At 68.5% G+C, this 13861-nt stretch carries 11 protein-coding genes; 8 read left to right on the plus strand and 3 right to left on the minus strand.

Annotation, left to right across the window (positions count from 1 at the left end):
* Positions 1–132: 132 nt before the first annotated feature.
* From lpdA to EDD31_RS00700, 3 genes are all read left to right on the plus strand, one after another.
* The gene (gene lpdA, locus EDD31_RS00690; RefSeq protein WP_245990702.1) at positions 133–1512 is read left to right on the plus strand and encodes a dihydrolipoyl dehydrogenase; all 1380 of its coding nucleotides are present in this window, start codon (positions 133–135) and stop codon (positions 1510–1512) included.
* 21 nt (positions 1513–1533) lie between these two features.
* Positions 1534–3357 carry a 2-oxoglutarate dehydrogenase, E2 component, dihydrolipoamide succinyltransferase gene (gene sucB / locus EDD31_RS00695; protein ID WP_123302471.1) on the plus strand — a complete coding sequence of 608 codons (1824 nt, stop codon included), beginning with the start codon at positions 1534–1536 and terminating at the stop codon, positions 3355–3357.
* Between the two features lie 116 nt (positions 3358–3473).
* Positions 3474–4202: a copper homeostasis protein CutC gene (locus tag EDD31_RS00700; RefSeq protein WP_123302472.1), complete on the plus strand. Its 729-nt coding sequence runs from the start codon at positions 3474–3476 to the stop codon at positions 4200–4202.
* A gap of 43 nt (positions 4203–4245) precedes the next feature.
* Here the strand turns inward: EDD31_RS00700 and EDD31_RS00705 are convergent, their stop codons facing one another.
* Positions 4246–5721: a M81 family metallopeptidase gene (locus EDD31_RS00705; RefSeq protein WP_123302473.1), complete on the minus strand. Its 1476-nt coding sequence runs from the start codon at positions 5719–5721 to the stop codon at positions 4246–4248.
* Positions 5718–6848, minus strand: coding sequence for an ROK family transcriptional regulator (locus EDD31_RS00710; RefSeq protein ID WP_245990703.1), 1131 nt, complete (start codon positions 6846–6848; stop codon positions 5718–5720). The genes EDD31_RS00705 and EDD31_RS00710 overlap by 4 nt, the downstream gene beginning before the upstream one ends.
* Before the next feature lie 234 nt (positions 6849–7082).
* Between EDD31_RS00710 and EDD31_RS00715 the strand changes: the two genes are divergently transcribed.
* From EDD31_RS00715 to EDD31_RS00735, 5 genes are read left to right on the plus strand one after another with little or no spacing between them, the layout of a single operon-like run.
* A complete protein-coding gene (locus EDD31_RS00715; protein WP_123302475.1) occupies positions 7083–8366 on the plus strand; it encodes an alpha-L-fucosidase in 1284 nt (427 codons plus the stop codon).
* Positions 8367–8390: 24 nt separating this feature from the next.
* Positions 8391–9680 (plus strand): ABC transporter substrate-binding protein, encoded by a 1290-nt coding sequence (locus EDD31_RS00720; protein WP_245990707.1) that lies wholly within the window; start codon positions 8391–8393, stop codon positions 9678–9680.
* A 3-nt stretch (positions 9681–9683) separates the two neighbouring features.
* Entirely contained in the window at positions 9684–10610 is a 927-nt protein-coding gene (locus tag EDD31_RS00725) for a carbohydrate ABC transporter permease (RefSeq protein WP_123302477.1), read from the plus strand.
* Positions 10600–11508: a carbohydrate ABC transporter permease gene (locus EDD31_RS00730; RefSeq protein WP_123302478.1), complete on the plus strand. Its 909-nt coding sequence runs from the start codon at positions 10600–10602 to the stop codon at positions 11506–11508. Before EDD31_RS00725 ends, EDD31_RS00730 begins: the two co-directional genes overlap by 11 nt.
* On the plus strand, positions 11505–12425 hold the full coding sequence (locus tag EDD31_RS00735; protein WP_123302479.1) for an ROK family protein: 921 nt from the start codon (positions 11505–11507) through the stop codon (positions 12423–12425). The genes EDD31_RS00730 and EDD31_RS00735 overlap by 4 nt, the downstream gene beginning before the upstream one ends.
* Before the next feature lie 4 nt (positions 12426–12429).
* Here EDD31_RS00735 and EDD31_RS00740 read toward each other — a convergent pair whose 3' ends face one another.
* The gene (locus EDD31_RS00740) at positions 12430–13845 is read right to left on the minus strand and encodes a protein kinase domain-containing protein (RefSeq protein WP_123302480.1); all 1416 of its coding nucleotides are present in this window, start codon (positions 13843–13845) and stop codon (positions 12430–12432) included.
* Positions 13846–13861 lie beyond the last annotated feature (16 nt).

Here is a 13861-nt window from a genome sequence, read left to right on the forward strand (position 1 = left end):
CGACGCATCGGCCCTCTCAGGGGAGTCCCGCGCACCGGGCCGGTGTGCCGAGAGGCGCTTCCGGGTGGAACAATGGTCCCAACGACTCGAGCTGGCGGAACCAGCCGCCGGCACGCATGCGAGGAGAGCTACGTGGCTGATCAGCAGGTGTACGACATCGTCATCCTTGGCGCAGGCAGTGGCGGGTATGCAGCGGCACTGCGCGCCGCCGAACTCGGCAAGTCCGTTGCCTTGATCGAGGGCGACAAAGTGGGGGGAACCTGTCTGCACCGCGGCTGCATCCCCACCAAGGCCCTGCTGCACTCGGGCGAGGTGGCCGACACGATCCGCCATTCCGAGGGCTTCGGCGTGAAAGGCTCCTTCGAGGGCATCGACATGTCCGCCGTCTCCGCCTTCAAGGACGGCGTGGTCTCCCGGCTCTACAAGGGCCTGCAGGGCCTTGTCTCCTCCCGCAAGATTGAGGTCATCCACGGCTGGGGCAAGCTCGTGGCCAAGGACACCGTTGAGGTCGACGGCAAGCACTACCAGGGCAAGAACGTGATTCTCGCCTCAGGCTCGTACTCCAAGACCCTCCCCGGCCTGGAGATCGGCGGCCGCGTGCTCACCTCCGAGCAGGCCCTCGAGCTGGACTTCGTCCCGGAGAAGGCCATCGTGCTCGGCGGTGGCGTGATCGGGGTCGAGTTCGCCTCCGTGTGGGCCTCCTTCGGCACCGAGGTCACCATCCTCGAAGGCCTGCCGAACCTGGTGCCCAACGAGGACATCTCGCTCTCCAAGGCCCTGGAGCGCGCGTTCCGCAAGCGCAAGATCGCCTTCAAGACCAACACCCGCTTCGCCGGCGTGGAACAGGGAGAGGACAGCGTCACGGTCTCCACCGAGGACGGCAAGACCTACGAAGCCGATCTGCTGCTCGTGGCCGTGGGCCGCGGGCCTGCGACCTCGAACCTCGGCTACGAGGACCTGGGCGTGACCATGGAGCGCGGCTTCGTGATCACCGATGAGCGCCTGCGCAGCTCCGTGGACGGCGTGTACGCCGTGGGCGACATCGTGCCTGGGCTGCAGCTCGCCCACCGCGGCTTCCAGCAGGGCATCTTCGTCGCGGAGGAGATCGCCGGGCTGGAGCCCGCTCCGATCGTGGAGAGCGGCATCCCCCGTGTCACCTACGCCGAGCCGAACGTCGCCTCGGTGGGCCTCACCGAGAAGGAGGCCAAGGAGGAGTTCGGCGACGACGCCGTGGAGTCCTTGGAGTACAACCTCGGCGGTAACGGCAAGAGCCAGATCCTGCAGACGCAGGGCTTCATCAAGCTGGTGCGGCAGAAGGACGGCCCGATCGTGGGTGTCCACATGCTCGGCGATCGCCTCGGCGAACTCATCGGTGAGGGCCAGCTCATCGTCAACTGGGAGGCCTACCCCGAGGATGTCGCCTCCCTCATCCACGCCCACCCCACGCAAAACGAAGCTCTCGGCGAGGCAGCGCTGGCTCTCGCCGGCAAGCCGCTGCACGCCCACAGCTGACCCGATAGGAGAATTCAGGACATGTCTGAGTCCGTGAAGATGCCCGCCCTGGGCGAATCAGTCACCGAGGGCACCGTGACCCGGTGGCTGAAGTCCGTCGGGGACACCATTGAGGTCGACGAGCCCTTGCTCGAGGTCTCTACCGACAAGGTCGACACCGAGGTCCCCTCCCCCGTGGCGGGCACCCTGGAGAAGATTCTCGTCGACGAGGACGAAACCGTCGAGGTCGGCGCCGAGCTGGCTGTCGTGGGCGATGGCTCGGGCGGCGGCGAGTCCGGCTCCGGTGAAGAGTCCGGTTCTGCCGAGGCCGAGCCCGAGGAGCCCGCTGCCGAGGAAGCCGAGCCCGAAGCCGCCGTCGACGGCGGAGAGAACGACCAGGAGACTGAGGCCGCCAGCGCCAGTGGCGACGCCGAGTCCACCGGCGACGGCAGTGGCTCCGAGGACGCCTCGGGCGAGGCCGTCACCATGCCGGCGCTCGGTGAATCGGTGACCGAGGGAACGATCACCCGCTGGCTCAAGGCCGAAGGGGACACCGTGGAGGTCGACGAGCCGCTGCTCGAAGTCTCCACCGACAAGGTCGACACCGAGGTCCCCTCCCCCGTGGCGGGCACCGTGGTCAAGCTCCTGGCCGAGGAGGACGAGACCGTCGAGGTGGGTGCCGAGCTGGCCATCATCGGCTCCGGCAATGCCGCATCGGCGAGCTCGCCCGAGAAGCCGGCCGAGGAGGCCCAGCCCGCAAAGGACGAGAAGCCCGCGCCGGAGAAGAAGCCCGAGCCCGAGCCGGAACCTGAGGACGACGCTCCGGCAGTCCAGCCGGGTACGACCGCTCCCGCCACCGACAAGGCGGAGAAGGCCGAATCCGGTGAGACGCCGGCACGCGCCGAGGAGTCCGGCGGCAGGACCGCCGCTGCTTCGGCGAGCTACGTGACTCCGCTGGTGCGCAAGCTGGCACACAGCAAGGGCGTGGATCTCTCCACTCTGGAGGGCACCGGCGTCGGTGGTCGTATCCGCAAGCAGGACGTGGAGGCGGCTGCTCAGGCGGCCGAGGAGGCGAAGTCCGCTCCGAAGGCTTCGGCCCCCAGCGCTCCCGCCGAGCCCGCGAAGGCAGTCGAGCCTTCGCCGCTGCGTGGCACGCAGGAGAAGGCTCCGCGCATCCGCCAGGTCATTGCCCGCCGGATGAAGGAGTCCCTCGAGGTCTCCGCTCAGCTCACCCAGGTGCAAGAGGTGGACATGACGCGCATCGTGCAGCTGCGCGCCAAGGCCAAGGATGGTTTCGCCAAGCAGAACGGCGCCAAGCTCACCTACCTGCCCTTCCTCGCCAAGGCTGTGACCGAGGCACTCAAGCAGCACCCGAAGCTGAACGCCGAGTACAACGAGGAGAGCCAGCAGATCACCTACCACGAGAAGGAGCACCTCTCCTTCGCCGTGGACACCGAGAAGGGCCTGATGGTCCCGGTGATCGACGACGCGGGCAGCCTCAATCTCGCCGGTCTCGCGCAGAAGATCGCCGACGTCGCCGAGCGCACGCGTACGAACAAGATCAAGCCGGACGAGCTCTCCGGTGGCACCTTCACGATCACCAACATCGGTTCCGTCGGGGCGCTGTTCGACACCCCGATCATCAACCAGCCGCAGGTGGCGATTCTGGGCACCGGCACGATCGAGAAGCGCCCGGCCGTGGTGACCGACGCCGACGGCAACGACACGATCGGTATCCGTCATCTGATGTACCTGTCGCTGACCTACGACCACCGCTTGGTCGATGGCGCCGACGCCGGCCGTTTCCTGCAGACGGTCAAGGCCCGCCTGGAAGAAGGCGCCTTCGCCTCGGAGCTCGGTCTCTGACGACAGCGCAGGCGAGTGTGGGCCTGAGGAAGGAAGGGCCGTGGCAGGACATCGTTCCTACCACGGCCCTTCCCGCACGTCCTGCCGCAGTCAATCGATCACGAACTGGAGCCGTCATGAAACTGGAGATCGCCGTCCACGACGTGGCGGGCATCCGCACCGCCCTCGACGGCGGCGCGGATCGCATTGAGCTGTGCCAGGCCTTGACGCTGGGTGGCCTGACGCCCAGCCGAGGCGTGATGGAGGAGGCGCATCAGTCGGGAGTGGAGTTCCGGGTGCTCATCCGGCCCCGCGGCGGCGGCTACCAGTACACCGGGTCAGAGGTCTCCGCCGCGGTGCACGACATCGCGGTGGCCTGCGAGGCCGGTGCCTCCGGCGTGATCATCGGCGCCCTGACCGATGATGGTCTCGATCGTCCGGCTGTGGCGGCCATGGTCGAGGCCGCAGCCGGCCGCACGGTCATCGTGCACCGGTGCGTGGATGTGCTGCTGGACTCGGGGGCGGTCACGCCCGCTGGGTTGGCGAGCACACTCCGGGAGCTCGGGGTCGACGGGGTGCTCACCTCGGGGGGCGCACCGCGGGCGATTGACGGCATCGGCGTGATCACCGAGCTCGCCGGCGCCGCAGACGGCGAGTTGGAGATCGTCGTCGGTGGTGGCGTCCGGGCCGAGCACATCTCCTCATTCCGGCACACGGGAGTCAGCGCCATCCACCTGAGCGCCAGCGTGGCGACCACGGCAGGTCCGGCGGGCCCAGGCGGCGGCGAGGACCAGATCCTGGTCACCAGCACCCCGCTGGTGGAGGCGGCCAGAGCTGCGCTGGACCGGCAGACATCATCTGGCTAGCGCCGTCCCGGCCCACCACCTCTGGCGTGACGGTCCGAGCAGGTCAGTGACGTGGCGGCACCATCACGGCGGTGAGCTCTGGTGCGTCCATGTCGGCGTCGAAGGGGTACATGGGGCGGTCGATGCGGTGATGCCCGAGACGGAGCAGGTCCTGGTCAACACCGCCGGGGGTGAGCGCCAGTCGCCAATCGGCGGCGATCTCGTAGAGGTAGGGCTCCAGGTAGCCGATCTTGACCACCACGATGTCGGCCAGGGCCGGGTCGACTCCGGCGTGCGCGAAGTCCTGCCGCCGGTGGTAGGGCTTCCGTCGTTCGGTGACGATCACCCGTAGACCATCGACCGCGATCAGGGCCACCGTTCCGGCCACGGGATCGGTGATGGAGACGTGCTCGACCGTCCCCTCCAGCAGCACCGGAGGCTGGTGGCGATCATCCACGCGGGCGCCGACCTCGATGGAGACGCTCGCACCGGTGCCCGCCGCGGCGGCGGCCAGGGCCCCGGCGGGGTCCGGGATCGAGGCATAGACGGCGTGTAGCTCACCGGAACGGATCGCCGGGTCCTCCAGCAGACGCGCCAGCGTCCAGGTGACGTCACCGGCACCGCCGGCGGTGGGATTGTCGCCTGAGTCCGAGATCAGGAAGGGGCGCGCCGCACTCTGCTTCGCCTGGCTGAGGCACTCCTGGAGAGTGCCGGCGGGCGCGACGAACGAGAACCGGTCACGAGCCTGCCAGAAGGTGTGGGCCAGGCCCTCCGCCTCGGCGGCCACCACCTGCGAATCGTCGCCGGTCACCACCACCGCAGCGCGGCAGCGCGGCTCGTCCGCCCAGGCGTAGCCCACCCAGACGGCCGCATCGAGCACGCCCTCCTGCGCTGCAACCTCGGCGACCTTCGCGTAGAGCCCTTTCGCCGGTTCGATCCGGGTGGAGGTCTTCTCCCCGGGAAGCAGCACCGGCACCGGCACCCACGCCTTGACAGGCCGCGTACCCGAGGCCACGCGGTCGAGCAGGTTTCGCACACTGCGTTCGCGCGACTCCATTTCGTCCTCGTGCGGCGCCATCCGGTAGCAGGTGATCAGATCGACGGCCTCGAGGAGGTCCCGGGTGACATTGCCGTGCAGGTCCGTGGAGGCCGAGATCACCGGTTCAGGGCCAACGCATGTGCGCACCCGGGAGGCCAGGGCGCCTTCCGCGTCGGTCGCACCCTCGACAGACATGGCGCCGTGGATGTCGAGGAAGATGCCGTCCCATGGCCCGCCCTGGCGCAGCAACGTGAGGATCTCCTCTTCCATGGCTTGGTAGGCCGCGGCACGGACCGCACCGCCGGGGATGGCACGGGCCTGCATCAGAGGGGACCACTCGGCGGCGGCACGCAGCGGGTGCCCTTCTCGGAGGAAGGGGTAGTAGTCGAGCAGTTGCCCGTCACGGCGGATGACGAAGTCCACCAGGTCGGCGCGGTGCGGCGTGAAGGTGGAGGACTCGATGGCGATGCCGACGATGGCGACTCGGGGGTGCATGCTCATGGCTTCCTTCCGTGGTGCTCACCGGCAAAGGCGGCGGTCAGGGCAAGACGGCCGGCGCCGATCACTCCGGCGTCGGCGGCGGTCCGTGTGGGTTCGATGACCAGGTTCCGGGTGACCAGGGGGTGACATCCCTCGTAGAGCCGGCTGCGCACGGCGGCAACAAACGGCTCCAGGCCGGAGAGCGCGCCGCCGAGGTAGACGGCACCTGGGTTGAGGAAGTTGACCACCGTGCTGAGCACCTCACCGAGGTGGCCACCGGCTGCTCGAACGAGGGTCATGGCTTCGGGGTCGCCCTGCCCGGCCACAGACACCAGCGCTCCGGTGGTGGGCACCTCGATTCCTCGTTCCGCGAGCAGCTGGACGATGCCAGCGCCGGAGGCCACGGTCTCGAGGCAGCCGAAGTTGCCGCAGGAACAGGGCCGGTCCCCTGCTCCGGCTATCCGGGTATGGGTGATGTCGCCGGCGCTGCCGGTGGCTCCCCGGTAGATCCGGCCGCCCACGATGACGCCGGCACCGATGGCGGTGCCGGCCTTGACGGTCACGGAGTCATGGCGATCGGGTCGTTCGAAGTGCTCACCGAGCGCCATGGCGTTGGCGTCGTTCTCCACCACGGCGGGGACGCCGAGCAGGTCCTCGAGGTGCTCACCCACCGGGAAGGCGTTCCATGAGGCCAGGCGGGAAGCCTGCACGACGGTGCGGTTCACGGAGTCGACGGGCGCCGCGAGCGCCACGGCCACCGCGCGCAGCGAACCCGGCACGGGCTCGGCGAGTCGCCTCATGGCCTGGACGACGTCGTCCAAGGCCGGGACGGGGCCGCGGGCGACGTCACTCTCGACCTCTTCGATGACGTGCCGTTCCCCGTTCAGTCCGATGATCCCGATCCGCGCGTGGTGGCTACCCATCTCGGCGACCCCGACGTATCCTCCGCCGTCACGCAGGCGGAGTTCGCGCGGCCGCCGGCCCCCACGGGACACACCGACGCTGTGCTCGTAGATGACGTCCTCGTCCAGCAGCTCGCGGACTCGCTGGGAGACCGTGGACGGGGAGAGACCGAGCGCCCGGGCGAGATCTGCTCGAGACGTCGCCGCTCCAGTCGAGATGAGCTCGACCATTCGTTCCCCCGACATACGCACTTCCTTCATCATCGAATGATCTTGGTACGACCAGCGTAAGCGACCCGCTTGCCGCACGGCAGCACGCCCACCCGAACAATCTGTGAGACAGCTCTTCCATCTCAGCGATCGAGCACCTATGGTGACGCTCACAGCAAGCTACATGATCGCACTAAGTTAGTTCAATGTCGAACGAAGTGATCCCGCTTCCGTTCGTGATCTGCACAGCGGCAGACAAGGAGAAGACACGTGCCGACTCATCCAGAACCTCCGGAGTGGTTCACCCACGATCGCTTCGGACTCTTCGTGCACTTCGGGGTGTACAGCGGCCTCGCCCGGCACGAGTGGGTGATGACCCGGGAACAGACGCCTGCCGAGACCTACGAGAAGAACGCTGCGTACTTCGATCCGGATCGCTTCGACGCCACCGCCATCGCGCGATCAGCGAAGCAGGCCGGCATGAAGTACGTCGTCCTCACCGCCAAGCACCACGAGGGATTTGCGCTGTGGGACACCAAGCTCTCCGACTACAACGCGGTCCGGGTCACCGGGCGTGACCTCGTGCGCGAGTTCGTCGAGGCCGTGCGTGCCGAGGGTCTACGGGTGGGCTTGTACTTCTCGCTCATCGACTGGCACCACCCCGACTTCACCATCGACTACCACCACCCCCTACGGAATGCACCGGACGCCCGCGCACAGAACGAACGCCGCGACATGGAGCGCTACCGCGCCTATCTCCACGGCCAGGTGCGCGAGGTGCTCACCGGATACGGCCCACTGGACTACCTCTTCTACGATTTCACCTACGACGAGCCGCGCGACGGCTGGGCGGGCAAGGGCCCGCAGGACTGGGACGCCGAGGCGCTTCTGGCCATGACCCGCGAACTGCAGCCCGGCATCGTGGTCAACGACCGGCTCGGCATTCCGGGCGACCTGGTCACACCGGAGCAGTACCAGCCCGATGCGCCCATGCGCCACGAGGGTCGTGAGGTGGTCTGGGAGGCCTGCCAGACCCTCAATGGATCCTGGGGATACGACCGCGACAACTTTGACTTCAAGACCCCCGACCTGCTCGTGCGGATGCTCGTGGACACCGTGGCCAAGAACGGGAACATGCTGCTGAACGTCGGGCCGGACGGCCGCGGCGCGCTGACCGGGCAGGACGAGCACACCCTGCAAGCTATTGGCCGATGGATGGACCTGCACCAACGCTCGATCATCGGCGCAGGCCCAGCAGACCTCCCGAGCCCTCCAGGCACGGCGCTCACCCGCCGCGGCGACCGTCTCTACCTCCACCTCCTCGCCTGGCCCTTCGGGCACCTGCATCTGCCGGACCTCGCTGATCGCGTGCGCTACGCCCGCTTCCTGCACGACGGCTCCGAGGTCCAGCGCAGTCAGATCGACCCGGGACAGCAAGCCTGGAACACCACGCCCGGCGGCCAGCCACCCGGCACCGTCACCCTCCACCTCCCCACTCGGCGCCCCGACGTCGAGGTCCCCGTCATCGAGCTCCTGCTCGCTGGCGAGAACTGACCCCCCCCTGAAGGAGAAAGATCCATGAAGCGAATGACCTACGCTCCCGCCCTCGCGGCCCTCACCGGCGCCGCGCTGGCCCTCACCGCCTGTGGCAACGGCAACGGTGACGGCGGTGACCCCGGCGACGGCAACGATGGCAGCAACGACGGCGCGAGCAGCACGACCGTCGACTTCCACATGTGGGCCGGCGGTGACGACGAGGTGGATGCCCTGCGTGAGCAGGTGGCTATCGCCGAGGAGGAAACCGGCCTCGAGGTCAACATGCGCACCGCGCCCTGGGGTGACTACTTCACCCAGCTGACCTCCCGCTTGTCCTCCGGGGACGTCGCCTGCGTCACCGGCATGAACGGCCAGCGCCTGGGCGACTACGCCGACGCCTTCCTCCCTCTGGGAGAGGAAGAGCTCGCCACCGCGGGCATCGATCCGGACGACTTCACCGAAGGCGCGCTGGACATCATGAGCCACGAGGGCGTGCTCTACGGCCTGCCCTATGACGTCGCCACCATGCTCGTCTACTACAACAAGGACATGCTCGATGAGGCCGGTGTGCCCGAGCCGGAGGCCGGGTGGAGCTTCGAGGACTTCGAGTCCGCCATCGCCGGCGCCACCACCGACGCCCACCGCGGTTTCGGCGTCGGCATGGGCGAGTTCCAGTGGATGACCCTCCCGATCGCCCGGTCGGGCGTCCAGCCGGTGACTGAGGACCTGGAACTGAACCTCACGGACCCAGCCTTCGTCGAAGCGTCCGAGTGGTACTTCGGCCTCGTCGACCAGGGCTATGCCGATGTCCCCGCCTCGGCCTCGGACACCGGCTGGGGAGAGCAGGAGTACCAGAACGGCAACGTGGCCCTCGCGGTCGACGGCACGTGGAACGCCGTGCAGTACCTCGGGAACGACGCAGGCTTCCGCGCCGGGATGGTCGAGGTGCCCCGCCAGGACGGCGAGCGCCTCGGTCTGGTCCTGGGCTCGGGCTACGGCGTGAGCGCCGACTGCGAAGACCCCGAGTCCGCACTCCAGCTCCTCGGTGCACTCGTGGGCGAGGGCGCTCAGGACCACATCGCCTCCTCCGGTCGCTCCTACCCGGCCCGCAGCTCCTCCCAGCCCTTGTACTTCGAGGCTCTGGATGAGGACATCCGCGACGAGGTCCAGGACGCCTTCGAGGTGGCCTTCTCCGACCTCGAGGGTCAGCTCTCCACCAACGACTGGACTCAGGTCAATGAGGCGCTCCAGCCCAACCTCGTCTCCGTCTACTCCGGTCGGATGACCACCGAAGAGCTGTTCGACCAGGTTCAGCAGCGGTTCGGCGAGTAACACGTGAGTGCGGTCTCCCTGACTCAGCGCAAACGCTCGTCCGGCGGGAACGCACTGCGAAGGATCGAATCCCGCCAGGCGCTGGGCTTCATCAGCCCGGCCCTGGCGGGCCTCGCCCTCTTCACGGTGTTCCCGGTGGCGTTGTCCATCGCCATGAGCTTCTACGACTGGCCGGCCTACGGTGACCGGGAGTTCATCGGGCTGAGCAACTACGTCAACCTCTTCACCAACAATCCGGACTTCATCCCGGCTCTGCGGAACACCGCGGTCTTCACCCTGTTGTACGTTCCGCTCAACCTGGTGGTCTCGCTGTCCCTGGCGCTGCTGCTCGGGCCGCGGATCCGCGGGCGGTCGGCCTTCCGTGTGCTCTTCTTCATCCCGGTCGTGACCCCCATCGTGGCCAACGTCCTGGTGTGGAAGATGCTCCTGCAGCCGCGTGGACTCCTCAACGGCGTATCCACCTCGGTGCTCGGGATCCAGCTCCCGAACTTCCTCGCCGAACCGGGCTGGGCCATGATCATGGTGGTCGTCATGTCAGTCTGGGCGGGCATGGGTTACAACATGCTCATCTTCTCCGCCGCTCTGGAACAGCTCCCGGAGTCGGTGCTGGAAGCGGCCCGGGTTGACGGGGCCCACGGAGCACGGATGCTCTTCCGGATCGTGCTGCCCTTGATCTCGCCGGCCATCTTCTTCGCCACGGTCATGACGATGATCACCGCCATGCAGGTGTTCGCCCAACCGCAGCTCCTCACCGGAGGAGGTCCGGGAAACTCCACCATGCCGTTGGTGATGTTCATCTACAACGAGGCCTTCACCTTCCAGCGTATGGGCGTGGCCGCTGCTGCGGCGTGGATCCTCTTCGCCGCGATCATCACGCTGACGGCCTTCCAGTTCCGAGCCCAGAAACGGTGGGTGCACTATGAGCACTAAGTCACTCGAGGCCAGTGCGCCCGGCGTCAAGCACGCGGCGCCCGATCGCACCGCCGGTGCGGCGCCTTCCGAACGTCCGGGCGCGCGAGGAGTGATCGCGCACATCGTGGTCATCCTCGCGGCGTGCGTCTTCGTCACGCCCTTGGTCTGGGCCTTCTTCTCCGCGTTGAAGCCGAACCATGAGATCTTCTCGATCCCACCGACCCTGATCGCTTCGGAGGTGCGCTGGCACAACTTTCTGGACGTTTTCCACTACGGGCCGTTCCTCACTTACATCCGGAACTCCTTCCTGATCGCCATCGCCGGCACGGCGCTGGTCCTGTTCGTCTCAGCGACCGCCGGCTACGCCTTCGGCCGATTGCGCTGGCGCGGCCGGGATCTCGTGTTCGTGCTGTTCCTGGGCACGCTCATGGTGCCGCAGGAGGTGCTGGTCGTCCCGATGTACCAGCTGATGCAGTGGCTCGGATGGGTGAACACCCCGCAGTCCCTGGTGCTTCCCTTCGCCTTCACGGCTTTCGGGACCTTCCTGATGCGGCAGTTCTTCCGCGGCATTCCCTACGAGCTGGAGGAAGCGGCCCGCGTGGACGGTGCCGGTCCCATCCGGACCTTCGTCACCATCGTGCTGCCATTGTCCAAGTCCGCCCTGGCAGTGTTGACGGTCTTCACCTTCATCAGCTTCTGGAACAGCTACCTGTGGCCGTTGATCGTGGTCACCGACTACGAGTCGCTGGGCACGCTGCCGATCGGCCTGGCAACCTTCGCCGGTCAGTTCGGCACCCGGTGGGATCTGCAGATGGCCGCCACGGTGATCTCGATGATCCCGACCACCCTGATCGTGATCGCCCTGCAGAAGCACCTGGTCAAGGGCATCGCCACCGCCGGGCTCGGTGGGCGTTGACCACATCGGGTGATGCCGTGCTGGGCATCGACATCGGGGGCATCGGCACGAAGGTGTCGCTGCTGGACAGCGACGGCACCCTCCTCGGACATGACCGCGCTCCCACGCCCCGGGGCGGAGCGGCCATGGCGGAGACCGCAGCACAGCTCGGACTGGATCTGGCGCGGACTCACCGGCGCACGGTGGTCGCTGCGGGAGCAGGTGTCGCCGGCGTCGTCGACGACGGCGTGATCGTGGCCGCCTCGAGCTCCTTCAGCGGATGGATCGGCTTCCCCGTGCGGGCCGCCTTCGAGGAGAGGCTGCAGGTGCCGGTCGTGGTGGACAACGACGTGAACGCCTTCCTCGTGGGCGAGGTCCGCCTCGGGGCCGCGCGCGGCGCGCGTGACGCCCTTGGCATCGCGCTCGGAACCGGAGTCGGGGGCGCCCTGTGGTTGGACGGGGAGCTCTACCACGGCCCCCGCGGCGCGGCCGGCGAGATCGGGCACATGCCCGGCTTCGGCGAGGAGCCCTGCACGTGCGGCCAGAAGGGTCACCTGGAGACCCTGGCCTCAGGGCGCGGCATCGCCCATCGCTACGCGGCCCTGGGCGGTGCGCCTCTGGCGCAGGGAGCCCAGGAGGTCGCCACACGAGCCCGGGCCGGGGATGATCTCGCCGTCCGTGTCTTCCACGAAGCCGGCGCCGGAGTTGCCCGGGCTGCCCTGGTGGTGGCCGCCGTGCTCGACGTGGTCGATGTGGTGGTCGGCGGCGGGGTCGCCGAGGCCGCCGACCTCCTCACACCCGGGATCGAGCAGTTGATCGCTGCGGAGCCCCCGGTCTCCGGGCGACCGATGGAGGTCAGCTTTGCCGCCTTGGGTCCGGCGGCAGCATCCGTGGGTGCCGCGACCATGGCGGATTCCCTGCGGCAGATCCGCGTCTGATCGCTCACTCACAGGAGCCGACGGCGGCGAGCCGCCATGTGAGTTGCTCGCCGCCGTCCGCTGCACCGGCCATGCCGTCCGCCGGAGTGCGTTCCAGGGTGAGCACGGCACAGCGTTCAGATTGGGCGGGGACGGTGTGTCGATGCCCCGCACCGGCCAGCGTGTAGTCCTGCTGTGCGGTGACCACCTCCGCCCGTGCGCTGCCGTTGCTCCGCTGCGGGTCCCGGATCTCGATCACGTCGGTGCGCAGGCCCTCGGGCTGTAGCCCCGACTCGCTGAGCTCGGCCAGCAGTGCGGCATCCGCGGCCGCCGGCTCACTTCCGGGCACGGTCAGCGAGGTGAGAGCTGCGGCATCCAGTGCGGAGAGAGCGGCGTCACGCTCGGCGATGAGGTCTCGGAACACGGCGGCCAGGTCGGTGCCCGGGCGCAGCACTGCGGTCCCGGGTTCCTCAGACGTGCGGGGCTCGGACGCCTGAGGCGCCTCTTCGGATACCGTTGAACCGACTTCGCTCGCGAGCGTGGCTGCTCCGGCGCCGAGCACCACAGTGAGCACTCCTGCGCCGCTGAGCAGCGCCGCTCTTCGCCGGCCGCGGCGGTGACGGCGGCGCGGCCGGCTGTTGCCTGCCAGGTGCGTGGTGGCCGCCGGTGCCCGCAAACGCGCCTCGGCGAGCGCCCCCTCATGCGGGATCTCGATCGGCACCTTGCCCAGACGGGTCCCGGCTGCGACCAGCTTCCTCGCCGACGGGCGATCCTCGGGGAGCGCCGCCCGACCGGCTGCCATGATGTCGGTCACGAGATCGTCGGCGCTGGCGCCCGCCACGAGCGTGGCGAGCGCCCAGACGTCTGCGGCCGCCGAGGCGGGTCCACCTGCGCGGCGCTCGGGGGCCACGTAGCCCGGCGTCCCTTTCTCGGCAGTCACATCCCCGACCAGATCGACCAGGACCGGCCTGCCACCCTCAGCGATCACTACATTCGAGGGGGCGACATCACCGTGGATCACCCCGAGCTCGTGTAGCCGGCCCAGCGCCGAGCCCACGCCGTCGAGCAGCGTTCCGGCCTCGGCAGTGGTGAGTGGCGCGCGGGCCGCACACACCGTGGCCAGGCTCGGGCCGGTCACTTCCTCGGCCACCACGGCACAGCGCCCACTCGGTGCGGACAGGGGCACGACCTCCACGATCTGCGGCAGGTTCGGATGGCTGATGCTGCGCAGGCGCGCCAGGCGCCGCAGGCGGGCTTCACCCGGGCGACCGTCCTCGATACCGGCGAGCGAGACCACCAGGGGCCGGCCGTCCGCTCCGCGAGCGGACCACACCGCCCCGGAGGCGCCGAAGCCGACCGGAGCGCCCAGTTCGTAGCCGGGCACAGCCGGCCGCGCCGCGATCTCGGAGTCTGCTCGCCTGCCCGCCTTGCGCTTCCCCATGCCGTGAGCACACCAC

Source organism: Bogoriella caseilytica, from assembly GCF_003752405.1.
In the GTDB taxonomy this organism is placed as follows: Bacteria; Actinomycetota; Actinomycetes; order Actinomycetales; family Actinomycetaceae; genus Allobogoriella; species Allobogoriella caseilytica.